Annotated in this window: 28 protein-coding genes; 19 read left to right on the top strand and 9 right to left on the bottom strand. The window is 70.3% G+C overall.

The window, feature by feature from the left end:
- Nucleotides 1–3 precede the first annotated feature (3 nt).
- Together Q0Z83_RS46130 and Q0Z83_RS46125 are read left to right on the top strand one after the other, a co-directional pair.
- Nucleotides 4–630 carry a DUF47 domain-containing protein gene (locus tag Q0Z83_RS46130; RefSeq protein ID WP_093619689.1) on the top strand — a complete coding sequence of 209 codons (627 nt, stop codon included), beginning with the start codon at nucleotides 4–6 and terminating at the stop codon, nucleotides 628–630.
- Nucleotides 631–633: 3 nt separating this feature from the next.
- Entirely contained in the window at nucleotides 634–1,644 is a 1,011-nt protein-coding gene (locus Q0Z83_RS46125) for an inorganic phosphate transporter (RefSeq protein ID WP_317789887.1), read from the top strand.
- Between the two features lie 179 nt (nucleotides 1,645–1,823).
- Here the strand turns inward: Q0Z83_RS46125 and Q0Z83_RS46120 are convergent, their stop codons facing one another.
- On the bottom strand, nucleotides 1,824–2,093 hold the full coding sequence (locus Q0Z83_RS46120; RefSeq protein ID WP_317789886.1) for a LysR family transcriptional regulator: 270 nt from the start codon (nucleotides 2,091–2,093) through the stop codon (nucleotides 1,824–1,826).
- Between the two features lie 247 nt (nucleotides 2,094–2,340).
- The gene (locus Q0Z83_RS46115; RefSeq protein WP_317789885.1) at nucleotides 2,341–2,754 is read right to left on the bottom strand and encodes a hypothetical protein; all 414 of its coding nucleotides are present in this window, start codon (nucleotides 2,752–2,754) and stop codon (nucleotides 2,341–2,343) included.
- A gap of 284 nt (nucleotides 2,755–3,038) precedes the next feature.
- On the opposite strand from Q0Z83_RS46115, the gene Q0Z83_RS46110 reads away from it, so the two are divergent.
- Entirely contained in the window at nucleotides 3,039–3,245 is a 207-nt protein-coding gene (locus tag Q0Z83_RS46110; protein WP_317789884.1) for a hypothetical protein, read from the top strand.
- Between the two features lie 221 nt (nucleotides 3,246–3,466).
- On the opposite strand, the gene Q0Z83_RS46105 is transcribed toward Q0Z83_RS46110, so the two are convergent.
- Complete coding sequence (locus tag Q0Z83_RS46105; protein ID WP_317789883.1) at nucleotides 3,467–4,723, bottom strand: helix-turn-helix domain-containing protein; 1,257 nt, start codon at nucleotides 4,721–4,723, stop codon at nucleotides 3,467–3,469.
- A 210-nt stretch (nucleotides 4,724–4,933) separates the two neighbouring features.
- Nucleotides 4,934–5,998, bottom strand: coding sequence for a nucleotide disphospho-sugar-binding domain-containing protein (locus Q0Z83_RS46100; protein ID WP_317789882.1), 1,065 nt, complete (start codon nucleotides 5,996–5,998; stop codon nucleotides 4,934–4,936).
- Between the two features lie 413 nt (nucleotides 5,999–6,411).
- On the opposite strand from Q0Z83_RS46100, the gene lxmK reads away from it, so the two are divergent.
- From lxmK to Q0Z83_RS46025, 15 genes are all read left to right on the top strand, one after another.
- Nucleotides 6,412–7,548 (top strand): class V lanthionine synthetase subunit LxmK, encoded by a 1,137-nt coding sequence (lxmK, locus tag Q0Z83_RS46095; protein ID WP_317789881.1) that lies wholly within the window; start codon nucleotides 6,412–6,414, stop codon nucleotides 7,546–7,548.
- Entirely contained in the window at nucleotides 7,548–8,501 is a 954-nt protein-coding gene (locus tag Q0Z83_RS46090) for a T3SS effector HopA1 family protein (RefSeq protein WP_317789880.1), read from the top strand. Before lxmK ends, Q0Z83_RS46090 begins: the two co-directional genes overlap by 1 nt.
- An 86-nt stretch (nucleotides 8,502–8,587) precedes the next feature.
- Nucleotides 8,588–8,782, top strand: a complete 195-nt coding sequence (locus Q0Z83_RS46085; protein ID WP_317789879.1) for an LxmA leader domain family RiPP — start codon at nucleotides 8,588–8,590, stop codon at nucleotides 8,780–8,782.
- A gap of 67 nt (nucleotides 8,783–8,849) precedes the next feature.
- Complete coding sequence (locus tag Q0Z83_RS46080; protein ID WP_317789878.1) at nucleotides 8,850–9,032, top strand: LxmA leader domain family RiPP; 183 nt, start codon at nucleotides 8,850–8,852, stop codon at nucleotides 9,030–9,032.
- Nucleotides 9,033–9,171: 139 nt separating this feature from the next.
- Nucleotides 9,172–9,375 (top strand): LxmA leader domain family RiPP, encoded by a 204-nt coding sequence (locus tag Q0Z83_RS46075; protein ID WP_317789877.1) that lies wholly within the window; start codon nucleotides 9,172–9,174, stop codon nucleotides 9,373–9,375.
- A 38-nt stretch (nucleotides 9,376–9,413) separates the two neighbouring features.
- Nucleotides 9,414–9,596 carry an LxmA leader domain family RiPP gene (locus tag Q0Z83_RS46070; RefSeq protein ID WP_317789876.1) on the top strand — a complete coding sequence of 61 codons (183 nt, stop codon included), beginning with the start codon at nucleotides 9,414–9,416 and terminating at the stop codon, nucleotides 9,594–9,596.
- Between the two features lie 67 nt (nucleotides 9,597–9,663).
- A complete protein-coding gene (locus Q0Z83_RS46065) occupies nucleotides 9,664–10,683 on the top strand; it encodes a methyltransferase (RefSeq protein ID WP_317789875.1) in 1,020 nt (339 codons plus the stop codon).
- Nucleotides 10,684–10,694: 11 nt separating this feature from the next.
- Nucleotides 10,695–11,585 carry an ABC transporter ATP-binding protein gene (locus tag Q0Z83_RS46060; RefSeq protein WP_317789874.1) on the top strand — a complete coding sequence of 297 codons (891 nt, stop codon included), beginning with the start codon at nucleotides 10,695–10,697 and terminating at the stop codon, nucleotides 11,583–11,585.
- Nucleotides 11,582–12,796, top strand: coding sequence for an ABC transporter permease (locus tag Q0Z83_RS46055; RefSeq protein WP_317789873.1), 1,215 nt, complete (start codon nucleotides 11,582–11,584; stop codon nucleotides 12,794–12,796). The genes Q0Z83_RS46060 and Q0Z83_RS46055 overlap by 4 nt, the downstream gene beginning before the upstream one ends.
- A gap of 27 nt (nucleotides 12,797–12,823) precedes the next feature.
- Complete coding sequence (locus Q0Z83_RS46050; RefSeq protein WP_317789872.1) at nucleotides 12,824–14,548, top strand: ABC transporter ATP-binding protein; 1,725 nt, start codon at nucleotides 12,824–12,826, stop codon at nucleotides 14,546–14,548.
- Nucleotides 14,549–14,564: 16 nt separating this feature from the next.
- Nucleotides 14,565–15,527 carry an LLM class flavin-dependent oxidoreductase gene (locus Q0Z83_RS46045; protein WP_317789871.1) on the top strand — a complete coding sequence of 321 codons (963 nt, stop codon included), beginning with the start codon at nucleotides 14,565–14,567 and terminating at the stop codon, nucleotides 15,525–15,527.
- Nucleotides 15,524–16,141 (top strand): flavoprotein, encoded by a 618-nt coding sequence (locus Q0Z83_RS46040; RefSeq protein ID WP_317789870.1) that lies wholly within the window; start codon nucleotides 15,524–15,526, stop codon nucleotides 16,139–16,141. The genes Q0Z83_RS46045 and Q0Z83_RS46040 overlap by 4 nt, the downstream gene beginning before the upstream one ends.
- Complete coding sequence (locus Q0Z83_RS46035; protein ID WP_317789869.1) at nucleotides 16,138–17,034, top strand: phosphotransferase family protein; 897 nt, start codon at nucleotides 16,138–16,140, stop codon at nucleotides 17,032–17,034. The genes Q0Z83_RS46040 and Q0Z83_RS46035 overlap by 4 nt, the downstream gene beginning before the upstream one ends.
- A 14-nt stretch (nucleotides 17,035–17,048) precedes the next feature.
- Nucleotides 17,049–19,445 (top strand): M16 family metallopeptidase, encoded by a 2,397-nt coding sequence (locus Q0Z83_RS46030; protein WP_317789868.1) that lies wholly within the window; start codon nucleotides 17,049–17,051, stop codon nucleotides 19,443–19,445.
- On the top strand, nucleotides 19,429–20,094 hold the full coding sequence (locus Q0Z83_RS46025) for a GOLPH3/VPS74 family protein (RefSeq protein ID WP_317789867.1): 666 nt from the start codon (nucleotides 19,429–19,431) through the stop codon (nucleotides 20,092–20,094). The genes Q0Z83_RS46030 and Q0Z83_RS46025 overlap by 17 nt, the downstream gene beginning before the upstream one ends.
- 45 nt (nucleotides 20,095–20,139) lie before the next feature.
- On the opposite strand, the gene Q0Z83_RS46020 is transcribed toward Q0Z83_RS46025, so the two are convergent.
- Nucleotides 20,140–21,117 (bottom strand): Gfo/Idh/MocA family protein, encoded by a 978-nt coding sequence (locus Q0Z83_RS46020; RefSeq protein ID WP_317789866.1) that lies wholly within the window; start codon nucleotides 21,115–21,117, stop codon nucleotides 20,140–20,142.
- Between the two features lie 93 nt (nucleotides 21,118–21,210).
- Here Q0Z83_RS46020 and Q0Z83_RS46015 point away from each other — a divergent pair, with 93 nt between their 5' ends.
- Nucleotides 21,211–21,981: an NUDIX hydrolase gene (locus Q0Z83_RS46015; protein ID WP_317797310.1), complete on the top strand. Its 771-nt coding sequence runs from the start codon at nucleotides 21,211–21,213 to the stop codon at nucleotides 21,979–21,981.
- Between the two features lie 184 nt (nucleotides 21,982–22,165).
- Here Q0Z83_RS46015 and pstB read toward each other — a convergent pair whose 3' ends face one another.
- Genes pstB through pstS form a run of 4 tightly spaced genes read right to left on the bottom strand, consistent with a single transcriptional unit; the run spans nucleotide 22,166 to nucleotide 26,244 of the window.
- Nucleotides 22,166–22,942 carry a phosphate ABC transporter ATP-binding protein PstB gene (gene pstB, locus Q0Z83_RS46010; protein WP_317789865.1) on the bottom strand — a complete coding sequence of 259 codons (777 nt, stop codon included), beginning with the start codon at nucleotides 22,940–22,942 and terminating at the stop codon, nucleotides 22,166–22,168.
- 14 nt (nucleotides 22,943–22,956) lie between these two features.
- Nucleotides 22,957–24,006, bottom strand: a complete 1,050-nt coding sequence (gene pstA, locus Q0Z83_RS46005) for a phosphate ABC transporter permease PstA (protein ID WP_378079113.1) — start codon at nucleotides 24,004–24,006, stop codon at nucleotides 22,957–22,959.
- A gap of 32 nt (nucleotides 24,007–24,038) precedes the next feature.
- Nucleotides 24,039–25,109, bottom strand: a complete 1,071-nt coding sequence (gene pstC / locus Q0Z83_RS46000) for a phosphate ABC transporter permease subunit PstC (protein WP_317789863.1) — start codon at nucleotides 25,107–25,109, stop codon at nucleotides 24,039–24,041.
- Between the two features lie 40 nt (nucleotides 25,110–25,149).
- Complete coding sequence (pstS, locus tag Q0Z83_RS45995; RefSeq protein WP_317789862.1) at nucleotides 25,150–26,244, bottom strand: phosphate ABC transporter substrate-binding protein PstS; 1,095 nt, start codon at nucleotides 26,242–26,244, stop codon at nucleotides 25,150–25,152.
- Nucleotides 26,245–26,441 lie beyond the last annotated feature (197 nt).

The raw sequence follows: 26,441 nt of genomic DNA, 5'->3' as shown, positions 1-26,441 counted from the left end.
GCCGTGAAGTTCTCATTCCGCCCCGTCGAGGGGGCCTTCTACGAACTGTTCACCAGGGCGGCCTACAACCTGGTCAAAGGCACCGAGCTGCTGAACGAGCTGGCGCTGCCCGGCGTGGACGTCCAATCGGTCGCCGACCGGCTGAGCGATGTGGAGCACGACAGCGACTCGATCACCCACGAGCTCTACAAAAAGATCAACTCCACCTTCATCACCCCGTTCGACCGGGAGGACATCTACTCGCTCGGCTCCCAGCTGGACGATGTGATGGACCACCTGGAGGCGGCCGGCAACCTGCTCTACCTCTACGGCCTGACCGATCTGCCCTCGCTGCCGCGGGAGATGCACGAACTGGTCACCGTGCTGGACCAGCAGGCCAAGGTGACCGCCGAGGCGATGCCGAAACTGCGCTCGCTGAAGGGCATGGAGGAGTACTGGATCGAGATCAACCGGCTGGAGAACGACGGCGACCGGGCGTACCGGATGTTGCTGGTCCGGCTCTTCTCCGGGGAGTACGACGCGCTGACCGTGTTGAAGATGAAGGAGGTCGTCGACGAGCTGGAGGCCGCCTGCGACGCCTTCGAGCACGTGGCGAACACCATCGAGACCATCGCGGTCAAGGAGTCCTAGAGCGTGGATCCCGAACTCATCGCCGTCGTGGCGGTGATCCTCGCGGCGATGGCGTTCGACTACACGAACGGCTTCCATGACGCCGCCAACGCGATCGCCACCAGCGTCAGCACCCGCGCTCTCACCCCACGGGTGGCCCTCGCCATGGCCGCGGTCGGCAACTTCATCGGCGCCCACCTGGGCACCGAGGTGGCCAAGACGGTCGGTGACGGGCTGGTCGACCTGCCGATCGGGATCCCCAGCCTGGGCATCGTCTTCGCCGGGGTGCTCGGCGCCATCACCTGGAACCTGATCACCTGGTATTTCGGGCTGCCGTCCAGCTCGTCGCACGCGCTCTTCGGCGGCCTGGTCGGTGCCACGCTCTTCGCCACCGTGGGCGAGGTCCAGTGGGACAACATCATCAACAAGGTGCTGATCCCGATGGTGGTGTCGCCCGTGGTGGGGCTGCTGCTCGGCTTCATCTTCATGATCGCGATCATGTGGACCTTCCGGCGCGGGCACCCGGGGCGGCTCAACCGCGGATTCCGCTGGGCACAGACCGTCTCGGCGGCAGGCATGTCGATCGGGCACGGCATGCAGGACGCGGCGAAGACCATGGGCATCGTGGTGCTGGCGCTCTACACCGGCGGGTTCCAGTCGGACTCGACGCACATCCCGGAGTGGGTGTATTGGACGTCGGCGGGTGTGCTGGCGGCCGGCACCTACGCGGGCGGCTGGCGGATCATCCGCACCCTCGGCCGCAAGATCATCGACCTGGGGCCGTCCGAGGGGTTCGCGGCCGAGACCGTGGCCAGCTCGGTGCTCTACTTCAACGCCCTGGTCCTGCACGCGCCGATCTCCACGACGCACACCATCACCTCGGCGATCATGGGGGTGGGCGCGACGAAGCGGCTCAGCGCGGTCCGCTGGAACGTGGCGGGCAACATCGTGATCGCCTGGATCACCACGTTCCCGGCGGCCGCGTTCTTCGCGTGCGTCTTCTACTTCGTGGTCCGGCCGCTGTTCACGGGCTGACGCGGTCCGGCCACCGTTCGCAGGCCGACGCGGCCCGGCCGCTGTTCGCCGGCCGACGCGGTCCGACCACCGTTCGCCGGCCGACGCGGTCCGGCCGCTGTTCGCCGGCCGGCCCCGTGCACGGCGAAGCCCCCGGGCCTCGTTTCCCGGGGGCTTAGCGTCACGTCCAAGCAGCATGGTCAGGCGACCAGTGCGAGGTCTCCGGTCGTCGCCTTGATGCCGCGCATGAGGGTCAGCACCGCCTGCGCCGAGGGCAGCATGAGCGCGCCGCTGCGGGTGAGGCTCACACCCGAGGAGGTACGGACGAACAGCTTGGTGCCGAGGGTCATCTCCAGGCACTTGATCTGGTAGCTGACCGCCGGCTGCGAGTAGCCCAGCGCCTTGGCGGCGAGGTCCATCCGGCCATGCTCCGCGACCGCCACGAAGGCTAGGAGTTCACGCTCGTTCATTTCGACCCCCGTACGTTCGATCCCGATCAGTTGACTTCTGTCATCGCTGTGCAGTCATGAGCGTAATATCTCGGGGCCGGATCGTCAATCACTGTCATCACTCGACCGTCTCCACGTTTTCCCAGCTAGGAGCGCTTCTCAGGACTCTCACAGCAAACTTTCCACCAGCTCGACCCGTCATACAACGAGCGAGCCCAGTCATATTTCATGACTGGGCTCGCTCATCGGGGGAGGAATCAGGTATGCGTCACCACAGCGGAACGGCCGTACCACAGGCCGTCGTGCTCGACGCCGAGCACAGGCGCACGGTCGGCGCCTGGCCGATCGTCACCGCTCGGAACGTGGTGAGGAAGGACTGCGCCGTGCCACCCGAGCACGTCGCCGGCGACGTCCAGGACGCGCCCTGAGCGTCGATCACGGCTTGGAGGCAACCGGTCGCCGAGCCCGTTTTGATGACTCCCTTCACGGTCACCGTCCGCTGGACCCCGAACGGGTCCTGCACATAGGTGGTGGTGCCGCCGACCTGGGCACCGGCGTACGACGCGGTCCAGCTCGACGGGATGACGGACGCCGCGAACGCCGGCGCGGCCGTGGTGACCGCCGTCGCAGTCATCACCACCGCGGCGGTCAGAACGCGACGGAAATGGCGGGAAAGGGACATGACCAACCTCCGATACCGATCCGGCAATTTAGGCAGCACGCCCCTGATCGAGGCATTTGGCGTACGACGAACATCGATGCCGTGGTCGCTGCCGGGACAATTGCAACAACGCGGTTACCGGCGCTCAATACCGTATTGAAACCTTCGAAACACTCGCCCGGGTTCCGTGCGGCGGGCGATCTTACGATGCACCCCACCCCGGTCCGCCACCCCGTAGCCGATCATCCGCAAAGATTTCGATACAGGGACCACCCGGCCGAGCCCGGACCGGTAGACATTGAGCCATGACGAAGAACCCGCGCCACCTGGTGATGCCGACCATCCTCGCGGCCGCCGCGATCGCCTTCACCGGCACGCAGCTCACCGCCCCGGAACAGACCACCTCGGCCACCGGCGCCACCCAGCCCGTCGTCGTCCCGAACGATGTCCCGGGCCTTCCGGGCCTCCCGCTCAACCCGAAGCTGCCGATCGTCGAAGACTGGCCCTGGTAATCACCGAAACACCCGTCCCGGAACACATCCGGTCGGCCGCGGCAGCGAGGGAGCCGCGACCTTCCTACCGAAACGGCCTCCGCGCAGCGCGCGGGGGCCGTTTCGCTGTCGGCTGGTTGTCAGGGCTGCCGGCAAAGGCTTCGGACAGCCCCGGCAACCAGCCGGGCCGGGAGTCAGCCGGGCCAGCGGCCAGCCGAACCGGGAGTCAGCCGAACCGGGAGTCAGGCGACCTCGGACGCCTCGCGCCAGATCTGGCTGGCGCGCCGGTACGCGGCCGCACCCTCGGCCAGCTGAGCCGCCCGACGCAGCGACGCCACGGCCTCCTCGGTCCGGCCGCAGCGCCGTTGTGCGCGCCCGATGGCGAGCACGAAACGCACCTGCTCGATGCCGGACAGATCGGTCTCGTCGACGGTGGCCGCGATCTCCAGAGCCCGCTCCGGATCGCCGGTCGCCACCGCATACCGCACCTCCAGGCTCGCGGCGGCCGACGGCGTCGCCGCGGTCTCGGAGGCGGCCATCGCGGCCCGGGCGGCCTCCATCCGCGAGGTGATCTCGCTCAGCTCCGCGTCCGCGTCCATCAGCGCGGACACCGCCGCCACCGAGAACCGGGCCCAGTCCCGCAGCGACGTGGTCGGGTGCGCCAGCATCTCCCGGGCCGACCGCAGATGCTCCAGCGATCGCTCGACCTCGCCGATGCGGGCCATGGCGATGCTCGCCACCCAGTGTGCCCGGCCGGAGATGGTCAGGCTCTTCACCTCGGCCGCCATCGCCACCATCCGGTCGACGATGCGGGTGATCTCGGCTCCGCCTCCGGCGTCGCTGAGGATCGAGATGTGTACGGCGTACAGCCGGACGTGCTCACTGCCGCCGACGAAGGCGGTGTCGGCGATCTCCGTCTGAGCCTGCTCGATGTGGGTGAACGCCTCGGTGAGCCGGCCCACGTCCCGGGCCGCCGCGGCAAGCGCGATCCGGGTCCGCACCAGCGCCTCCGGCACACCGGCCCGCTCGGCCACCGTCACGAGCTCGGTGAGCAACTCGTACCGCCCGGCGCGATCGTTGCGCTGCTCCAGGATCCGTTCCAGGGCCAGCCCGTGACTGAGCATCGCGGCCGGCTGCCCATCGCGCCTGGCCTCCTGGAGGGCACCGGTCAACACCTGCTCGGCCCGGGACAGGTCGCCCTGGTCGACGGCGCTGCTGACGATCAGCTCCCGGGCCAGCTCGGTGCCGGTCACTCCGGGCGCCGCGGCCGGGGGCCCGAAGCCGGTCTCGACACCGGCCAGCTCGTCCACCGGCACGCCGAGCACCTCGGACAAATGGCTGACGACTTCCAGCGTCGGAACGCGGGCACCTTTCTCCAGCAGCGAGATGTAGGACTGATTGACCACACCCACGGCAAGATCGCGCTGCGACATTCCACGCTCGATGCGCAGACGCCGCAAACGGCGCCCGAACTCGGGCTGCACAATCTGCGTGGCCATGTGGACTACCTGCAATTCATGTCGCTGATTCTGCGGATGCGGTCGGCCGATTCTGCACGATACTCCGGGCCGAATCCACCGGGGGACGCCGAGTCCGGGCCGTTATGGGCCACCTGGACGGACAGCCCCGTGGGAAGGCGTCCGTCCAGGTGGCGGTTCAGGGAGTCACCGGCTCGATGACTTGAATGTCATGAAGATGACAGGAGGTCCTCATGCCAGCTGCTTCTCGATGAGGTCGGCCGCAGCAGACGCGCCTCCGGAGAGCAGGATCTCGGCCCGCATCGTGTCCAGGGCGGTACGTGTCGCGGCGTCACCGGTGAGCTCCTCGGCCGCCACACGGACCGCCGCAGCGGAGAACCGCTCCGGCGTGATCATCCGGCCCACGCCGAGGGCCTGGACACGGGCCGCGGTCAGGAACTGCTCGATCCCCTCCGGGACGACCACGAGCGGCACGCCGTACGCCAGCCCGTCCAGAGCGTCGCCGGCCCCGCCCGCGGTGACGATGACCCCGGCATGCTCCAGCACCCGGGCCGGCGGCAGACCATGATGGACCTCCACGCCGGGTGGCAGATGCACACGGCTGAACGCGCCGTCGGGCCCGTTCGCGAGGGCGAGCACGACGTGCCAGCCCGCGGCGGCCAACCCTTCGGCGCAGCGGAGCGGCGCATCGGTGCGGCCGTGATGGCCGCTTCCGAGGGACACCAGTGCCACCCGCCGATCGGTCGGTGCGATCCAGTTCCCGCCGGTACGCCGTGACCACGGCACCGGTCCTACGAAGAGGTGCTCCGGCCCCAATCGGTCCACATCGGCCTGCAGGGATCGGGTGATGGCGACAACCGTGGGCACGATCGGTTCCGCATCGGCCGGCTGGAAGACGTGGGTCGGCGAGAACCGCACCCTGGGCACACCCCAGAAGTCGGCGAGCTGAGGCGCGAACGCGGTGACCGTGTCATGGACGATCAGGTCCGGCCGGTCTGCGCCATAGGCCGAGACGAGCTGCGGGAAGGCGGCATCGCGCTCGCTGCCGAACCGCCGGGCGGTCTGCCGGCCGTCGCCGGTCGCGGCGAGCCAGCCGTCGCCGGGCGCCCCGTCGGCCGGGAAGCCCGACAGGTAGGGCACCGGGGTCGCACCGGTCTCGGCGATCAGCGCGGCGAAGGCCCCGCCGGAGGCGAACGTCACGCGGTGACCGCGGTCGACGAGCTCAGCGGCAACTCCCAGCATCGGATTCACATGGGCGTGCAGCGGAACGGACATGAGCGCGATGTTCGATCGCATCGGTGCGCCTCCTTTCGTGTTTGCTCAGGTCGATGAGAACAGTTCTACCCACCACTGAAGGTGGCAACCAAGCGTGCATAAGAGACTTGAATGCGGCCTGGTAGAAGCGGCCGAGAGCAGGCTCACGGCGACGACTTCCCTGGTCGGGGCGCTGCCGCACATAGATGGCATGGATCTCCGCCACTGAATGAGTGAAATCGAATATGTGGAATCAGGGTCCGAATGGGCGCCCGATAATAGGAACCCGGCGAGATTTGGCAATACCGGAAAGGAGCTGATTCAAAGCTTTGAATAAGAGGTTCCATCGACCGCCGGAGTGCCCGTAGAAAGTTGGACATGACGAAGCGCCGCCGCAACGGCGGGTCGTCGAGGACCACCCGATGAAGCACCCGCGACGTACGGAAGGGGTAACAGTGGGATCGAACACCGCGCTGCTGCCGGAGAAGAAGGCGGAGCGGCCCCGATACACGCCGGTCGATCTCGATCGACACCCGGCCGTCGAGGCTCTGCTCGCACGGCTCGGCCTCGGGGCCTTCGACCGGGACTCCCTGGCGGCGCCGGTCGGCCGCAACGACGCCTGGGCCGGCCGTACCACCGGTGGCCGCTCGGTGTTCGTCAAGCGGCTCGTCGGTTCCGACCCGGCCGAGGTGGAGCGGCGGATGAAGCGCCTGCTCGCCTTCCATCTCTGGGCACCGGACCTGCCGGCCGAGGCGCTGCGCGGCCCGGACTTCCTGGGGTACGACCGGGACGCCGCCCTGGTGGTGTTCGAGCTGGTCGACGGTGCCCGCAACGGCGCCGAGCTGATGGTCGACGAGACCTTCGACGCGGCCCTGGCCACCACGATCGGTGCTGCGGTCGGGCAGCTGCACACGGCGGTCCCGGCGGCCGACGCCGACTGGGATCGGTCGGTGCCGTACCAGCCTCCGCTGGAAGCGCTGCACGGTCTGTCACCGGCCACCTTCGACTCGCTCAGCTTCGGCGAACTGCAGGGCTGGCGCCTGATGCAACAGGACGCCGATCTGCGTGGCGCCGTGACCCGGCTGCGCGAGTGGGAGGCCGAGGCGCCACTGGTGCCCACGCACTGCGACCTACGGGTCGACCAGCTGCTGATCACCGGCGACACGGTCTACCTGACCGACTGGGAGGAGTTCCGGCTCGCCGACGGCGCCCGTGACGTGGGCTCCTTCGCCGGTGAGTGGCTCTACCGCTCGGTACTCGACATCGTGACCACTCGTGGCGACACCGTCTTCGTCGACCTGGAGCTCACCCACGAGATGGTGCTCAGCCGGGGCGTGGCGAAGATGCAGCGCCTGATGCCGCTGGTCCGGGACTTCTGGCGCGGCTACCGGACCGCGCGGCCGGAGGTCGACGACCGGTTCGCGGCACGCGCCGCGGCCTTCGCCGGCTGGCACCTGCTGGACCGGTTGATGGCCGGCGCCTCCCGGGCCTCCCGGCTCTCCGGGATCGAGCGCGCGGCCGCCGGCATCGGCCGGGGAGTGCTGCTCCAGCCGGAGAAGTTCATCGACACCCTCGGACTCGGAGACCTCTGATGACTGTGACCACCTGGCGGATCCCCTCCGCTCTCCACCTGGCCCTGGACTCGGTGACCGTCGCGCCGGACCGCACGTCGGCGACGGTCGGTGACCGCACTGTCGAGTCGGAGAGTCCCCGCGAGCTGCGACGTCTGCTGGCCGAGGCGATCTATGACGTGCTGCACGCCGGTCAGCACGTGGAGAAGAACAAGCTGCCGTTCCGGCTGCGTGACGACGAGCTCGAGAGCCGGTTCGCCGCGGCGATGCCGCATCGCGGCACGACCGTACGGGCCCGGTATCACGGCGCCCGGCGCACCGCGAACAACGGCCGGGAGCTGGTGCTGGTCGAGCGGGACGGGGTACGGGTCTGGGCGCCCGCGACCGCGGTGCCGGACACCGATCCGGGACCGTTCGTCGACCTGACCGTCCCGGCCATGCGCCCCGCGCTCTCACCCGGCTTCTTCCTGGTCGACGGTTCGACGCCGCAGCCCGGCCGGTCCGAGATGCTGCGCGTCTACGTGCACCTCACCGCCTGGGAGCCGGCCGCCGAGGTGTTCGGCCGGGTGCTCGGGGTGCTCGAGGACGACGGTGTCCCGTACCGCGCCAAGATCTTGTCTTCTCGTCTGCTCTATCCGCGCCGTGACGCGCTGGTGGTCTATCTGGACCGGCCCTGGTGGCCGGCCGCCCACCGGGTGGCGGAAGCGGTCCGGGACCAGCCCGGCCTGGGTGAGGCGACGTCGGTCTTCACCGAGCCGCTGGGTCCCGGTGTGGCGGTCGCCTGGGAGCCGGACGACTCGCGCTCCGCCATGAAGGGCCTGAGTTTCGGGCAGCACCGGGCCACCGCCCTGGCCACCGCGCTGCTCGCCGACGGCGACTCCGTCGAGGACGCACTGTCGGAGGCCTTCGCCGAGGCCGGGATCGACCCGGTCCGGCCGGCCCGCAACACGAGCTCCAGTCCATTCCCGGACTGAGCCGAAACCCCGGTTTGAGCAGATCGCAGGGGACGAGTGTACGCATCCCCTGTTTTCCGCTCAAACCACTATGAAAGGAGTCCTCAATGGACAACAACACCGAGATCGTCGACCTCGTCGCGCAGTACGAGACCTACGCCGAGGCGAACGAGCTCAACCTGTCGGCCGCGTCCGACGCGCCCGCCACCTCCCCGGTCTGCGCCGCCTCGGTGGCCAGCTCGACCTGGTGCGCGGCCGGCGCGAGCGCCGTCTCCGGCGCCACCTACGAGTTCGTCTGCTGACGAAACTCCCACCCCTTCCCCATCCCAGTAAACCGACACAAACCCACACACAGAAAGAGGTAATCCCATGGAGCAGATCGACACCGTCATGGAGCTCGTCGCCAACTACGAGGCGTACACCACCGGCGCCGAGGAGCTGGCCGTCTCGGCCGCGGCCGACGCCCCCGCCACCAGCGCCCCCTGCGGCGCGGCCGGCGTGAGCTGGATCGTCAGCCAGTTCTCCGGCAAGACCATCGCGGAGGGTTGCTGAGCCACGGGCCCCGGGTGGGGCGGCGGTTCGCCGCCGCCACCACCCGGCCCGGCCGGTGAGCTGAGTACCGGGGGCGAGTACACGCACCCTCCGTCGTCAGCTCAACGGAGCTGCGATCCATCACCGAAAGGAAGACGCCATGTCGAACAGCATCGAGAACACCGAGATCGTCGACCTCGTCGCGCAGTACGAGACCTACGCCGAGGCGAACGAGCTCAACCTGTCGGCCGCGTCCGACGCGCCCGCCACCTCCCCGGTCTGCGCCGCCTCGGTGGCCAGCTCGACCTGGTGCGCGGCCGGCGCGAGCGCCGTCTCCGGCGCCACCTACGAGTTCGTCTGCTGACGAACCCCCACCGATTCGAGAACGAGAGAAGGAGACCCATGGAGAAGAACGAGAACCTCAGCGAGCTGATCGAGGGCTACCTCGTCTACAGCGAGACCGACGAGCTGAACGTGGCGGCCGCCGCGGAGGCCCCCGCGACGACCGCTCCCTGCGCCGCCGCCGCCACCGCCAGCTGGATGGTCAGCCAGTTCTCCGGCAAGACCATCGCGGAAGGCTGCTGACGCAGCATCAGGCACGGGGTGCGGCCCGCTCGGGCCGCACCCCGCCCGAACCCCAAGGACGGAAGAGATGTCGACCACCACCCTCACCCACCACGAACGCCTCCGATCGCTGACCGACCTGCTGACCCCGTCGATCATCCGGGCCGCCGCCACCCTGCGGCTGGCGGATCACATCGCCGCGGGTGTCGACCGTACGGACGCGCTGGCCGAAGTGACCGGCACGATCCCCGAGCTGCTCGACATGCTGCTGCGCCGGCTCGCCGGACTGGAGTTGCTGAACCGGGCCGAGGACGGCGGCTACTCCCTCGCCCCGCTCGGCGAGCCGCTGCTCGACACCGACCCGTCCGGGATCCGCGGCCTGCTCAGCATGGACGGCCTCTTCGGCCGGCAGGACCTGGCCCTGGTCAACGTCCTGCACACGGTGCGTACCGGCCAGCCCAGCCACGCCGCCGTCTTCGGCGCCGGCTACTGGCAGGACATCAACAACAACCCCGAGTTCATCGAGGCCCTGGAGGCCAACGCCCGCAACCCGATCGGCTGGGACGCGAGCATCATCGTCGAGGGCTACGACTGGTCGTCCGTGCGCAGCGTCACCGACGTCGGCGGCCACGGTGGAGCGCTGCTCATCGAGCTGCTCCGCAGCCACCCGCACCTGACCGGCCGGCTGCTCGACCTGAAGAACGTCGCCGAGGTCGGTGGCCGCGCCATCGCCGACGCCGGGCTGGCCGACCGGGCCGAGGCCGTGGTCGGCAGCTTCTTCGAGCCGCTGCCCACCGGCACCGACGTGTACCTGCTCTCCGCAATCCTGGCCGACTGGGACGACGAGCAGGCGATCACGATCCTCCGGAACTGCGGCCAGGCGGCCGGCCCCGGCGGCAAGGTGCTGCTGGCCGAGGTCAACCTGCCCGTCGGCGTGAGCGGCAGCCTCGAGACCGCCGGTTTCGAGCTCTACCTCCGCGCCACCATGCCCGCCCCGGTCCGCAGCGTCGAACAGCTCGAGCGTCTCGGTGAGGCGGCCGGGCTGCGCGTCAGCTGGCGTGGACCGGTGACCCAGGTGCGCTCGCTGCTCGAGTTCACCCTCGCCTGAGGAGTCACACCATGCTGAACTTCGATCGAGTGGTCAAGAGCTTCGGCCCCAAGCGGGTGCTCAACGAACTCACCCTCGCCGTACGCCCCGGGGAGCTCTACGGATTCTGCGGGGCGAACGGCGCCGGCAAGACGACCGCGATGCGCATCGCCCTGGGGGTGCACCCCGCCGACAGCGGCACGGTCACCATCGACGGGCGGCCGATCGACGCCGGCCTGCGAGCCCAGATCGGCTACATGCCCGAGGAACGTGGGCTGTACGCCAAGATGCGCCCCGTCGACCAGCTCGTCTACCTGGCGAAGCTGAGTGGTGTACGCCCCGCCGAGGCGTCTCGCCGAGCCGCCGAGTGGATCGAACGGCTCGGCGTGGTGATGGCTCCGAAGGACCCGCTGGAGAAACTGTCGCTGGGCAACCAGCAGAAGGTCCAGCTGATCGCCGCGCTGATCGCCGAGCCGCGGGTGCTGGTGCTCGACGAGCCCTTCTCCGGGTTGGACCCGGTGGCCGTCGACGCCATGGCGGACGTGCTCCTGGAGCAGGCCCGCAACGGCATCCCGGTGCTCTTCTCGAGCCACCAACTCGATCTGGTCGATCGACTCTGCGACCGGATCGGCATCATCCGTGGCGGCCGGATCGTGGCCGAGGGCACGGTCGGCGAGCTGCGTGCCAAGGTGTCCGGCCGGCTGCTGCAGATCTCCCTGCAGGGCGCCGAGGCCGGTTGGCCGGAGAGCGTGCCCGGCGTCCGACGCGTCGACGACCACGACGGCCTCGTCTCGTTCGAACTGACCGACGGCACCGACCCGGACGACGTCCTGGACGCGGTCCGCCGCATGGGCCGGATCGAGCACTTCGGCTGGCGAAATCCCTCCCTGTCCGACATCTTCCGCGAGGCGGTGACCGCATGAGCGTCGACGTCCGATCTGAATCGGTCCACGTCACCAGCTCCACCCCGACCACGACCACGCCGCCGCGGGGGCGGGCGATCGCGCTGATCCGCGCGGTGGCCGGCCGGGAGATCTCCCAGCAGCTGCGCAACAAGAACTTCTGGTCCTCGCTGCTGGCGACCGCCCTGCTGGCCGCGCTCAGCCTGGGCCTCAGCACGATGCTCGACCGGGACACCGAGCAGCCGACCGTGGCGGTTCCGGCCGGGCAGGGCGCGCTGACCGAAGCGCTGCGGGCACGACTGCCGGTGACGGAACTGGCCGATGCCGAGGCGGCCCGGACGGCCGTCCGTGAGCAGAAGGCGGACGTGGCGATCATCGGCGACGAGATCGTGGTGCTGCGCAAACTGCCCGACGACCTCGGCCGTACCCTCGCCGACACCTTCCGTACCGTCACCTATCAGGAACGTCTCCGCGCGCTGAACGCCGCACCCGCCGACATCGCCCTGCCGGCGATGCGGGTGACCGCTCTGGATGCCGACGCCGCCCGGGTGCAGCAACGCACCATCACCGCCGGCGTGGCGGTCATCGCCCTGGTCCTGCTCATGTTCATGGCCGGCCTCGGCATCGCCCAAGGCGTCGCCGAGGAGAAGTCGAGCCGCATCGTCGAGCTGCTGCTGGCCAAGGTCACCCCACGTCAGCTGCTGATCGGCAAGATCCTCGGGCTGGGCGTGGCGGCCCTGGTGCAGATCTCGGTGATGCTCGGCCTGGCCCTGGCCGGGGCGACCGTCGCCGGGCTGTTCACCGCGCCCGCCGAGATCCTCGGCACCGCGCTCAACGTGCTTCTCTGGTTCATCCCCGGCTACCTGCTCTTCGTCACCCTGTACGCGGTGGCCGGCTCGCTCGCCTCCCGCCAGGAGGACGTCAACCACGTCACCGGCCCGGTCAGCATGATCCAGATGGCCACGACGATCGGCCCGATCCTCGCCATCACGGCGCCCGCCTCGCCGGCGCTGGCCGTGGTCTCCATGATCCCGGGTCTCTCCTGGGCCGCCATGCCGGTCCGCATGGCCTACAGCTCCGTGCCGTTCTGGCAGGTCGCCGTCGCTCTGGCGCTGACCGTCGCCGCCGTCGGGGCCCTGCTCGCCATCGGCAGCCGGGTCTACACCGGAGGGCTTCTCCAGTACGGCGGCGTCATCAAGGTTCGCCAGGCCCTCCGCGCGGCCCGGCACTGACTCCCCCACACAGGAAGGACCGTCGTCATGCCCGAACGGCTCAAGATTCTCCGGGAACTGACCCGTGGCCACGGGATCCAGGTGGCGCTCATCGCGATCCTGGTCCTCGTCTCCACCAGCTCGTCGCTGGCCGTGCCGATGCTGGTCGGCCGGCTGGTCGCGGCGATTCAGTCGGACGAGGCGCTGCTCGGGCTGACCGGGCTGCTGATCGCCACCGGTCTCGGCACCGCCGCGGCCGGGGCGCTGGCCACCTACCTGCTGGGCCGGATGGGCCAGCAGCTGATCTACCGGTTGCGGGTCCGCACCGTGGACCACTCGCTGCGGCTGCGGATGGCCGACCTCCGCCGCCAGGGCAGCGGTAACCTCGCCGCGCGACTCACCATGGACGCCGCCCGGCTGAAGGCCCTCATCGACATCGGGCCGGTCCAGCTGCCGATGGCCGGGGTCACCCTGCTCGGCACGCTGGTCATCATGGGCCTGCTGGACTGGGTCCTGCTGCTGATCACGCTGGCGGCCTTCGCGGTGGCGGCGGTGATCGTGGTGGTCGTGGTGCGCCGGCTGCGCAGCACCTACCAGAGCGTCCAGATCGAGGTCGGCGGCTTCGTGCAGCGGTTCGTCGGCGTGATCGACGCGATCACCGTGATCAAGGCGAACCGGGCCGAGGCGGTCGTCGGGGAGCAGCTCGCCGAGAGCGCCGCCCGCCTGCGTGACCTGGAGATCAAGGCCGCACGGATGGAGTCGCTGCTGGTCCCGGTGATCAATCTGGGTCAGCAGATCGCGCTCGCCGCGGTGGTGATCGGCGGTGGCGCCCGGCTGCTCAGCGGCCATCTGACCCTGGCCACCTTCGTCTCCTTCCTGCTCTACCTCCTCCAGCTCGCCGCTCCGCTGCTGATGGCGGCGTCCGGGGTGACCGGTCTGCAGATGGGCCTGGCCGCCCGCGAGCGGTTCGACGAGATCTTCGCCCTGCCCCGGGAGGACGGCGACGACCTGGCCGTCGCTGCGGCACAGCCGGTCGCTTCCGCCCCCGCCGTGAAGTTCGACCAGGTCACCGCCGGGTACGACGCACGGCCCGTCCTGCGTGACGTCTCCTTCGACGTGCCGTCTCGTGGCCTCACCGCGGTTGTCGGCCTCTCCGGTTCCGGCAAGTCCACCGCGCTGAACCTGATCCTGCGTTTCCTCTCCGCTGAGCAGGGCCTGATCTCGGTCTTCGGTGAGCCGGTGCAGAACTGGCGGCTCGACCGGCTGCGGTCCGAGATCGCCTACGTGGACCAGGCGGCGACCCTGTTGCCGGACAGCATCCGTACCAACCTGACGCTGGGCTCGGACCGCCCGGCCGGCGAGGCCGAGCTGCGGGCCGCCCTGAACCGGGTGGGACTGCTCGACGAGATCGGTCATCTGCCGGACGGGCTGGACACGGTCCTCGGAGGCGAATTCGACCTCTCCGGTGGCCAGCGTCAGCGGCTCGCCCTGGCCCGGGCGCTGCTCTCCGGCTCCCGGCTGATCCTGCTGGACGAGCCCACCTCCCATCTGGACGGTGTCAACGAACACCGGCTCCGCGAGGTCGTCGACGAGCTGGCCACCGACCACGCGGTCCTGGTGGTCGCACACCGGCTCTCCACCGTGCGGCAGGCCGACCACGTGATCGTGCTGGACGACGGCCGGGTCGCCGACCAGGGCAGCCACCACGACCTGCTGAACCGCTGCGAGCGCTACACCGAGTTGGTCGACGCGCAAGCCCTGGCCCACGTGTGACCCCGGGAGGACTCCGATGAGCACCTATTCCATCCTGCTGCCGTTCGCACCCACCCGTCCCGAGCAGGCGCTGCCGTTCGGCGCCTTCGCCCAGTGGAGCTCCGCCCACCGGTTGTGGCAGGGACAGGCCACCCTGCACGAGCCGCACCACACCTTCACCCACCTGGCCGCCAGCGGGTTCCGGATGCCGGTCGGGCTGGGTGTCACGCTCATGCCGTTCCGTCACCCGTACGACGCCGCGCTGCAGGCTCAGTCCCTGGCCGTCACGATGGGGCACCCGGTGGTCGCCGGGTTCGGGCCGGGCGCCACTGTTCTGCAGGACGGGCTGCTCGGTGCGCCGTACCGCAGCCAGCTCCAGGCCGTCCGGGAGTACGTCACCATCGTCCGGGGTCTGCTCGACGGTGAGCCCGCCCCGCCGCCCGGCGAGTTCTTCACCTGCAAGGCCCGGCTGTCCCGGGTGCCCCGCCCACCGGTCGAGGTCGGCCTGGGCGTGCTCCGGCCGGGCATGGCCCGGGTGGCCGGCGAGACCGCCGACGTGGCGATCACCTGGCTGACGCCGGCGTCGTACCTGACGGACACCGTCATCCCGGCACTGCGGGAGGGCGCCGAAGCGGCCGGGCGGCCCACTCCGCGGGTGGTGGCGATCGTCCCGATCGCCCTGGACCGGCCCGGGTCGGACCCGCGCGACGCGGTACTGACCGCCAACTCCGGGCATCTGTCGCTCCCGCACTACCGGGACATGCTGCGCCGCAGCGGCATCCATGTCGACACCGCGGACAAGCGGGCTGCCGCCGAGCAGGTCCTCAAGGGCGGGGCGTTCCTCGCCGGGACCCCCGGGCAGGTCGCCGATCGGCTGCGCGAGTTCGCCGACGCCGGAGTCGACGAGATCGTCCTGAACACCACCGCGACGTACGCCCGGTTCGGCGTCAAGCCCACGTTGGAAGAGCTGGAGAAGGTCCTGAGGGAGGTGTCGTCATGACCGATCTCGCCGCACCGCAGGCGCCCGTGCTGGACTTCCAGCGGCTGGTGCTGGTGGTCACCGGGTCGGCCGCGGCCGCGGGCATGCCGTTCTGGGTGTCGTGGCTGCGAACCCAATATCCCGAGCTCCAGGTCACCACCGTGGTGACCCGCAGCGCCCAGCGGTTCGTGACCCGGGCCGCTCTGGCCGGGCGCACCCACGGCGAGGTGCTCATCGACGAGTGGCCGCCGGACGAGCACCGGGCCCGCCACGTCGAGCTGGCCGAGTGGGCCGAGGCGTTCGTCGTCTACCCGGCCACGCTGCACTTCATCGCCCGGCTCGCCCTGGGCCTGGCCGACTCGCCGGCGCTGCTGGCCGCCCAGTGCAGCGCGGCGCCGATCGTGATCGCTCCGGCGCTGCCGCCCGGCGGGATGTTCAGCGCCGCCTTCCGGACACATTGGAGCACGCTCTCCACCCGCGAGAACATCGTGCTGGTGGCACCGCAGACCGGCGTCAGTCTGACCACCGGACGACCCGAGGCGTGGGCGCCGCCGCCGCTGCCCGAGGTGCTGGAGCATCTCGCCGAGCACCGGCTGCGGCTGGCCACGCCGGTGATCCGGACGGTGCCGTCATGAGCGTCGACACGTCGCCCAGGCACGCCGCGGAACGGGGCACGGCGCTGCTGCGGACCACCGAGGTACGCGGACCGGGCGGCATCGGCGTACTACGCCGGCTGCCCGGCCCCCGGGCCCCGCGCCCGTTCGTGCCGCCGGAGCCCGGCCTGCACCGCCGGCTGGCCCGGATCCGGGTGCCCGGCGACGCCCGGCTGGCGCTGCCCCGCTCACGCGGCCCGGCTCGCGTCTACTACGTGGACGGTGGCGAGTCGGTCGCCAAGGCTCTGCTCGCCCACGGTCCGGTGGCCGGGCTGGTGGAGCCGGTGCGCAGCCTGGGCCGGCTGCTGCGGGCGGTGCACGCGGTGTCGGCGCCGGCCGCGCTGGCCGGGGAGCGCCCACCCGGACTCGAGCGGCTCGGTGACTGGCTGGCCGGTCGGCACCAGCAGGCCTATCCGGCGTACGCCCAGGCGATGATCCGCCGCCGACTGGGCCCGGCCGGCTGGGCGCTGGTCCGCGAGCACTACGAGCGGCTCGCCGCCGCCCAGACCGGTCTGGTGCACGGGGCCGCCGGGCTGGGCGCGATGATCGTCGGCTCGGCGCAGGGCGACGTCCTGCTCACCGGCGAGGACCTGGCCGTCGGCGACTGGCGGATGGACGTCGGCTGGGTGATCGGCGAGCTGGTCGAGCTGCGGTGGCAGTTGGGCGGTGACGGCCCGTCCTGGCAGCGGCTGATCCAGGCGCTCCTCGACGGGTACGGCCACGACCTGGGCCCCGACTGGCCGATGATCGCCGTCCTACGGATCCTCCTGCACGTGCACGACATCGCCTCGTACGTCGACTGGTTCCAGGCCGGCTTCGACCACTACGCGGGCTTCGTCGCCTTCCTGGTCGGGCTGGCTTCCGCCCCCTCTTGAGAAAGGACGGTTCGATGCGTACTCGTACCCTCGGCAATGGTCTCCGCCTTCAGATCGTGCATGTGCGCGGCGCGTTGCGCACCGGGATCGCCCTGCACTACGGCGTAGGTTTCCGCTCCGAACGCCCGGGGCAGGAGGGTCTCGCCCACCTCTTCGAGCACCTGATGTTCCGGGGCAGCGCGAGCCTCCCGGACGGCCGTTTCTACGACCACATCAAGCGCTGGGGCGGCGCCGCCAACGGCACCACCCATCAGGACTACACCGACTACTACCAGGTCACGCCGCTGGTCGCCCTGGAGGCGGCGCTGTTCGCCGAGGCCGACCGGATGCGGTCGCCCCGGTTCACCGCGGCCGGCCTGGCCGAGCAGATCGAGGGCGTCGGCACCGAGATCGACGAGGCGCTGCGGGGCCGGCCGTACGGCGGTTTCCCCTGGCCGCTGCTGCCGTCGGTGCTGTTCGACGGGCACGCCGACGCCCATGACGGGTACGGCGAACCCAGCCGCCTCGCCGAGGTCACCCTGGACCGGGTCGAGGACTTCTTCGACACCCACTACACACCCGGCAACGCCGTCCTCACGGTGGCCGGCGACGTCGACGCGGACCACGTCGAAGCTCTGGCCGAACGGCACTTCGGCGACATCCCGGGACGGCCGGCCCCGACCGTCCCGGAGCATCCCGCGCCGGTGCTGACCGCGGATCGCCGGCTCACCACGACCCGCCCCGACATCCCACTCACCGCCCTGGCCCTCGGCCACCCGCTGCCCGGCCCCGAGCAGGACCTGGCGGGCTACCTGGCCCACCTGGTGCTGGGCCGGATCACCGCCCGCCACGGCGCCCGGCTCGGCCTGCACAGCCTCTCCGCGAGCTGCGGATTCTTCGGCGGGTTCGACGCCCGTACGCCCGACGTGCTGATCACCGCGGGTCTGCTGGCGCCCGGCCGGGAACCGGACCGGGTGATCGACGACCTGCGGGCGCTCTGGCGCGGCTGGGCCGAGCCGGAGGCGGTGGCCGGAGCGATCCGCCACGTGGTGCCGCTGCTCGTGGCCGAGCACCACCGCAGGCACGCCGACATCGGTGAGCACGCCCGGGCGCTCGGCCGGTTCGCGCTGCTCTTCGACGACCCCGGGATGTTGGAGCGGATCCCCGCCGCGCTCACCGCGCTCACCCCGGAGACGGTCGCCGCCACCGCCCGCCGGCTCGCCGACCGCCCGCACGCCGCCCTGGTCGTCGCCCCCTCGGTCGGGACTCCCCGGCCCCGCCCCGCGGCACGCCCGCTGCCCGCGCCGGGCCCGCAGCTCACCCCCGACCTCGGCCCGGTACGCGACCGGGTGCTACCCCGTGGCCTGCAGGTGGTGGTCGCTCCGGACGGCCGGGCGCCGCTCGTCGAGGCCCGCCTGCGACTGCCGGTCGGCGGCTACGCCCCGGCCACGGTCGGCGCCTGGGTACGCTCCGCCGCCACCCGGGCCCCGTTGGCCGAACGTCTCGGCGGCGCCCTCACCGTCACCGCCGACGCGCACTGGGTCGACCTCAGCGCGTACGCCCCCCGGCATCTCGCCGCCGACCTGCTGGAACTCTTCGGCACCGTGCTCGACACTCCGGCCGGACCGGCGCCCGCATTCACCGCCCCGAACCCGGAACTCGAGATGGACACCGCGCTGCGCCGGCACTGGCTCGGCGGGCCCGACCCCGGCCCGTTCGTCCCGCCGCTCTCCGCCGGTGTACTGACCCTCGTCGGCGCCGACCCGCGGACGGTCCTCGACGCCGCGGCCGTCCTGGACCGGGCGGACGCCGTCCCGGCCCCGCGTCCAGGTGTGCCCCGCCCCGGCACCCTCGCCCTGAACCGGGATCCTGCTCTGAGCCGGGCCGGATCGCCCCGCGTCCACATCACCGTGAGCGTCGCCGAGCCGGTGGACGGCCCGTCCGAGGCGGCCCGTTTCCTCGCCGCGGCGGTGGTCGGCGGTGGGCCGGACGCCCGTGTCCCGGCCCGGGCCATCCGCGGTGACTATCACGCGCGGACCGGCCGTGATCTGGTCGGGGACTTCGCCCGTGCGTACGTCCGGGCCGACTGCACCCCCGATCAGCTGGCCGGTGCGCTCGACGACCTGGCCGCCGAGCGACAGCGGCTGCACGACGAGCCGCTGACCGCCGCCGAGATCGACCCGATCCGGGAATACTGCTCGGCCCAACTACTGGCCGCCTTCGACAGCCCGGCCACCTTCGCCGATCTGCTGTCCACTCTGGTCTCCGGCGGACGCGATGCCCGCTGGCTGCAACAACTGCCGGGCCTGCTCGGCAAGGTGCCCGCCGAGGAGGTCGCGGACGCCGCCCGACTTCTGTACGGCTCGACCGAATCGTGCATTGTGGTCCTGTCCCCGTTCTCAAAGGAGCCGAACGATGAGCACTCTCGCTGAAGACGTCCTGCAGTTGGTCTTCGACGACAAGACCGGCCGCTCGGTGATCAACCAGACCTACCTCGACTCGGTGATCGCCGGCGCGCTCCTGCTCGATCTGATCCGGCTCGGCCGGGTGGCCCCGGGCGAACCGGAGGGCCGCGACGGTAGGAAGCGCGCGGCGATCGTCACCGACCGCACCCCGACCGGCGACCCGCTCCTCGACGCCGCCCTCGCGACCGTCGCGGAGAAGCCGCTGACCCTGAAGAAGGCCGTCGAGGCGCTGGTCAAGGGCAACCGGAAGGCGGTCATCGAGCGGCTGGTGGAGCGCGGGATCCTGCGGCACGACCGGACCCGGGTCCTCGGCATCTTCAAGCTCACCAGTTTCCCGGCCGCCGACACCGAGAACGAGGCCGCGCTGCGCCGGGATCTGGCCGCCACGCTGCACCAGGGCGTCGAGCCGGACTCGCGTACCGCCTCGCTGATCGCCCTGCTGCACTCGGTGAAGTCGCTGCCGAAGGTGGTCGGCGGCGACAAGACCGAGCTGAAGAACCGGGCCGACACGATCGTCGCGGGCCACCCGGCCGACGACGCCGTTCGGGAGGCGGTCAAGCAGGTCTGGACCGACGTCGAGATGAACGCGGCCGCGGTGGCCGCCGCGGCGACCTGATCTCCTCCGGGTGGGAGGGGTGCAAGCCCCTCCCACCCGGACACGTCAGTAGGACACGCCGATCTGCTCGCGCAGGGCGTCCAACAGGGCCATCACCTCGAGCGTGGTGCTGTGCGAGACCACCGGGCTCTCCAACTCGCCGGCCAGCAGGGCGCGCTGCACCTCGGCCGCCTCGAATTGGTAGCCGCTGCCCTCGAACGGGAACTCGAACGTCTCCGGCGCCAGATCCGGCCGGGTGAGCGTGAACTCGCGCGGCACGAAGAACCCGACCGGCAGATCGATCCGCCCGGCGGTGCCGGTGATCGACGCCGCGTTTCGGCTGGCACCGTTGATGCTGCAGGTCAACGCGGCCACCGCCCCCGACTCGTAGCCGAGGAGCACACCCGTGTTCTCGTCGACCCGCTCCGGCGTAAGGTGCGCCCACCCGTGCGCCGAAGCCGGCACGCCGAGCATCGTGTGCACCAGGTGGATCGGGTAGACCCCCAGGTCGAGCAGCGCGCCGCCGCCCAGGGCCGGGTCACGCAGCCGGTGCGACGCCTCGAACGGGCCCTGCAGCCCGAAGTCGGCGTGGATCGCGCTGACGTCCCCGATCGCGCCCTCGGCGACCAGCTGCGCGATCCGGCGGATGGCCGGGTTGCAGCGCATCCACATGGCCTCCATCAGGAACACGCCGCGGGTGCGGGCCGCCTCGATCAGCAGCGCCGCCGACGGCAGGTCCAGGGTGATCGGCTTCTCCACCAGGACGGCCTTGCCGGCTTCGACGCAGAGCATCGCCGCCTCCAGATGGAACGCGTGCGGCGTGGCCACATAGATCACGTCGACGCCGTCGTCGGCGGCCAGCTCCGCGTAGGAGCCGTACGCCCGCGCGAACCCGTGCCGCTCCGCGAACGCCTGCGCGCTCGCCAGGTTCCGTGAGCCGACCGCGGCGAGCTCCGCGCCCGCCACGAGCGGTAGATCTGCGGCGAATGTGCTGGCGATCCCGCCGGGGCCGAGAATCCCCCAGCGCACCTTCTCTCCCGTCATGATCGATACCGTATCGCCCGGACCGCGCCCGGCGGGACGATCGTCCGTGACCTGACCGCTCCGCGGTGCCAGGATCGAACCGTGACCGACTCGATGCAGCTTCCGCCCGCCATGTCACAGCGCGCCCGCGAGTTCACCGGCCCACCGGCCGAGGCCCGCCCGGCCGCCACCGTGGTGCTGCTGCGCCCGCATGACGACAGCTTCCAGGTGTACGTGCTACGCCGGGCCTCCACGATGGTCTTCGGCGGTGTCTACGCCTTCCCCGGTGGTGTCGTCGACCCCTCGGACAGCCCGTCGACGATCCGAACCGACTGGGCCGAGCGTCTCGGCGTCCCCGACGAGCAGGCCCGGGCCGTCGTCGGCGCCGCCGCCCGCGAACTCTTCGAAGAGGCCGGCATCCTGCTGGCCGGCCCGCTCGCCGAACCCGACCGCACCGTGACCTCCACCGGCACCGACGACTGGGAGGCCGACCGGGCCGCCGTCGCCCGCCGCGAACTCACCATGACCGACCTGCTGGCCCACCGCGGCCTGCGCCTCCGCGACGACCTGCTGCTCCCCTGGGCCCGCTGGATCACCCCGGACTTCGAACCCCGCCGCTACGACACGTGGTTCTTCGCCGCGCTGCTCCCGGAGGCACAGACCGCCCGCGACGTCTCCGGCGAGGCCGAGGGCACCGCGTGGATCACCCCCTCGGCCGGTGACCTCCCGATGCTGCCGCCCACCCGCCGGACCCTCGACGAGATCGCCGCCTGCCCGACGATCCCGGACGTCGTGGCCGCTTCCGCACACCGAGACGCGGCGACGCCGCTCAACCCCCGGATTTCGGTCGCCGCAGACGGTCAGGTGACGGTTCACCTCCCTTAGCCGGTACGGCCACCCCGCCCCGCCACGGCACATGGCTCCCGTCGCCACCCCTCCCCGGGCTACGCCGCGACAGGGCGGCCCGCCTCGGCCTCCACCGCGCCGCACGGGCGTGGCCGACCCGTACCGAACGAAGAGCGCCGGCCCCCGGGAAGCAGGGACCGGCGCTCGCGACGCAGGGGCTTGATCAGCCGAAACGACCGGTGATGTAGTCCTCGGTCTTCTTCTGCGTGGGGTTGCTGAAGATCTTCTGGGTGTCGTCGTACTCGATCAGACGGCCCGGGTCACCGGTCTTGTCGATCGAGAAGAAGCCGGTCTTGTCGCTTACTCGCGCGGCCTGCTGCATGTTGTGCGTGACGATGATGATCGTGAAGCGGTCCTTCAGCTTGAACATCAGGTCCTCGATCGCCAGCGTCGAGATCGGGTCGAGCGCGGAACACGGCTCGTCCATCAGCACGACCTGCGGCTCCACCGCGATGGTGCGGGCGATGCACAGACGCTGCTGCTGACCACCGGAGAGACCGGCACCCGGCCGGTCCAGACGGTCCTTGACCTCGTCCCACAGGTTCGCCGAACGCAGCGACTTCTCGGCCGCCTCGTCCAGGACCGACTTCTTCTTGACGCCGTTCAGCTTCAGACCGGCGACCGCGTTCTCGTAGATCGACATCGTCGGGAACGGGTTGGGCCGCTGGAAGACCATGCCGATCATGCGACGGACCGCGGTGACGTCCACGTCCGGGTCGTAGATGTTCTGGTCGTCGATGGTGAGGCTGCCCTCGATGCGGGCGTTCGGCAGAACCTCGTGCATGCGGTTGATGGACCGCAGGAAGGTCGACTTGCCGCAACCGGACGGGCCGATCAGAGCGGTGATCGTCTTCGGCTCGACCGTCATCGAGACGCTGTCGATGGCTTTGAAGGAGCCGTAGTAGGAGGAGACGTTGCTCGCCTCGATGCGCTTGGCCATTGATGACACCTTCTTTACCGGGACAGTTTGTTGCGACGGGCGAGCAGCTTGGCGGCGACGGTCAGGATCAGGACCAGCGCGACCAGGGTCAGCGCGGCGGTCCAGGCCCGGTCCGGGGCGTAGCGGGAGGCGTCTCCGGCCTGCTGGTAGACGAACAGCGAGAGAGACTGCTGGTTGCCGCCGAACGGGTCGAAGTTGATCGCCGCGGCGCCACCGGCGACCAGCAGCACCGGCGCGGTCTCACCGGCCGCACGGGCGACGGCGAGCATGATGCCGGTGACGATGCCGGGCAGGGCGGTCGGCAGGACCACACTGAGGATCGTCTTCCACTGCGGGACACCGAGTGCGTACGAACCCTCGCGCAGCGGGCCCGGCACCAGGCGCAGCATCTCCTCGGTGGATCGGACGATCGTCGGCAACATCAGCACCGCCAGGGCCAGCGCCGCGGCGAAGCCGGAGAAGCGCGGCTGCCCGTTGTTGAACCACGGGCTGACGATCAGCACCCAGAACGAGAGGATGAACAGACCGGCGACGATCGACGGGATACCGGTCATCACGTCGACGAAGAAGCGGACCGTGCCGGCGAACTTGCCGCGGCCGTACTCGACCAGGTAGATCGCACCGAGCACACCCAGCGGGACGGCCATCAGGGTGGCGATGCCGACCTGTTCCAGGGTGCCGATGATGGCGTGGTACGCGCCACCCTCCGGGTCCCGGGCGCCGATGTTGTTCATCGAGGTGTTGAAGAAGTCGGCGTCCAACCGGGCGACGCCCTTGGAGACCAGCGTCCACACCACCGAGGCGAGCGGCAGGATCGCCAGGACGCACGCGGCGTAGATGAGCGACTGCATGGCCCGGTTGCGGGCGGCCCGCTTGCCCTCGATCCGGCCGGCCACCACGTTCAGGCCGACCAGGTAGAAGGCGGCGCCGACCACCACGACCAGCACCCAGTTGCCGATCCCGGCGCCGAGCACGATCGCGGCGGCGACCACGAACGCGACGACGGCGATACCGAGGTTGACGGCGACCGGAAGGGTCTTGCTCCGGATGTTGTCCGGCGTCATGACGACGCCCGGAACCTCACGATCTAGAACGCTCATGCTGCACTGTCCCGGAACTCGCGACGGCGGTAGATGATCGCCCGCGCCGTCATGTTGACCACCAGCGTGATCGCGAACAGGACCAGGCCGGAGGCGATCAGGGCGCCGCGGCCGGTGTCGTTGGCCTCCGCGAAGGAGTTCGCGATGTTGGCGGCGACCGAGTTGCCGCCGTTCTCGATCAGGTTGAACGAGATGTTGAAGGCGACGCTGAGGGTCAGCGCCAGAGCGATCGTCTCACCGAGGGCACGGCCGAGGCCGAGCATCACGGCGGCGATCACACCGGGCTTGCCGTACGGCAGCACCGCGGTCCGGATCATCTCCCAGCGGGTGGCGCCGAGCGCCAGGGCCGCCTCCTCGTTCATCCCCGGCGTCTGCTGGAAGACCTCGCGGGAGAGGGAGGTGACGATCGGCAACACCATGATCGCCAGCACCAGGCCGCCGAGCATCACCGACTGACCGAACGGGCCGTCGCCGCCGAAGAGCGGGATCCAGCTGAAGTATTCGTTGAGCCAGATCGAGAAGTCGCGGACCGGCTCCTGGAAGACGTCCCGGCCCCAGAGACCGAAGACGACACTGGGTACGGCCGCGAGCAGGTCGATCACGAAGCCCAGCGGCGTGGCCAGCCGCTTGGGCGCGTAGTGCGACAGGAACAGCGCGATGCTCAGCGCGATCGGCACCGCGACGATGAGCGCGATGATCGAGCTGAGAACGGTGCCGAAGGCGAGCGCCGCGATACCGAAGGACGGCTGCGGTTCGTTGGGGGCCCACTCGAACTGGGTGAGGAAGTTCCCGGTGTTCGCCTGAAGCGCGGGAATCGCCTCGGAGATCAGGAAGCCGGCGATGGCGACGATGATGACGAGCACCATCGCACCGGAGGCCGTGGACAGGCCGCGGAAGCCTGTCTCGATCGAGAACCTGGTCTTCTTGGGCAGTGAGCCACCGCCACCGAGCGGGGGCTCGTTGAAATTACTCGGGGAAGCACCGTAGCCGGCGCCCCGGGCGTGACGCGGAGTCACACCCAGGTCGCCGGCGGTGGCGTTCACCGAGCGGGAGGGGTTGTCACCCATCTGCGCGCTCGCTGTCGTCTCGGAGGGATTGGCGGGTACGTCAGGCGATGGTGGCGACCGACTCGGCGACCTTGGCCCGGAGGGTCTCCGGCAGCGGGGCGTAGCCCAGCTCCGCGAGCTCCTTCTGGCCCTCGGTGCTCGAGGTGTACTTCAGGAAGGCCTGAACCTCCTTGGCCTTCGGGCTGCCCTTGCTGCAGGCGATCTCGTAGGTCACCAGCACGATCGGGTAGGCGCCCGGGGTGGTGGTGGCGTAGTCGAGGGACAGGGCGAGGTCGCCGTCCTTGCCCTTGATCTCGGCGTTCTCGAAGGTCTTGCCGGCGCTCTCAGCGGACAGCTCGGCGTACTCGCCGGCACCGTTCTTGATCTTCGCCGTCTGGAGGCTCTGGTTCTCCGCGAACGACATCTCGATGTAGGAGATGGTGTTGGCGGTGCTCTTCACCTTGGTGGCGATACCGTCCGACTTGGAGACGGCGGTGCCGCCCGGGGCCTTCCACGCCTTGGCGTTGCCGTAGGTCCAGTCGGCCTCAGCGGTCTTGCTCAGGTACTTGGTGAAGTTGTCGCTGGTGCCCGACTCGTCGGCGCGGTGCACCGTCTCGATGTTGGCGTCCGGCAGCTTCGCACCGGCGTTCTCGGCGGCGATGGCCGCGTCGTTCCACTTGGTGATCTTGCCCGAGAAGATCTTCGCCAGGGTGGACGACGAGAACTGGAGACCGTCCGCGCCCTCGACGTTGTAGACCACGGCGATCGGGCCGATGACCATCGGGAGGTTGAGGGCCTTGCCACCGACGCACTTGGCGTCGGCCTGCGGCTGCTCCTCCTCCTTCAGCGCCGAGTCGGAACCGGCGAAGTCGGCGGTGCCGGCGATGAACGCCTCGATGCCCGCGCCGGAACCGGTGCCCTGGTAGTCGACGGTCGAGCCGCTACCACACTGCTGCTGGTAGGCCTTGATCCACTCGTCCATGGCGTTCTTCTGAGCGGTGGAGCCCTGCGCCGTCAGGCTGCCGCTGACGCAGCTACCCGGAGCGGCAGACGTAGCGCCGGCCGCCGGCTCGTTGTTGTCCGAGCCGCACGCGGTGAGAGCGATGGTCGCAGTCAAAGCAATGCCGGCCACGAAACCGGACCGCTGGAGCTTCACAATTTCCCCTTCGGGTTTGCCGCCGGCCTCTCACCGGCTCACACCCGAAAAACTAGGAAGGCGAAGTGACCGGATCCCCGGTCGCAAATGAACTGGGAGTGAACAGGTCCGCGCCGGAAGGTAGCCATCCCCAGGAATACAGTTGTCCGTTAAGTGAACTGCGCTCCAGCTACCCGATATGTCGGGTATTTACGGGC

The sequence above is a fragment of the Actinoplanes sichuanensis genome, assembly GCF_033097365.1.
GTDB classification, from domain to species: domain Bacteria; phylum Actinomycetota; class Actinomycetes; order Mycobacteriales; family Micromonosporaceae; genus Actinoplanes; species Actinoplanes sichuanensis.
This window is presented reverse-complemented; position numbering and strand designations above follow the sequence as displayed.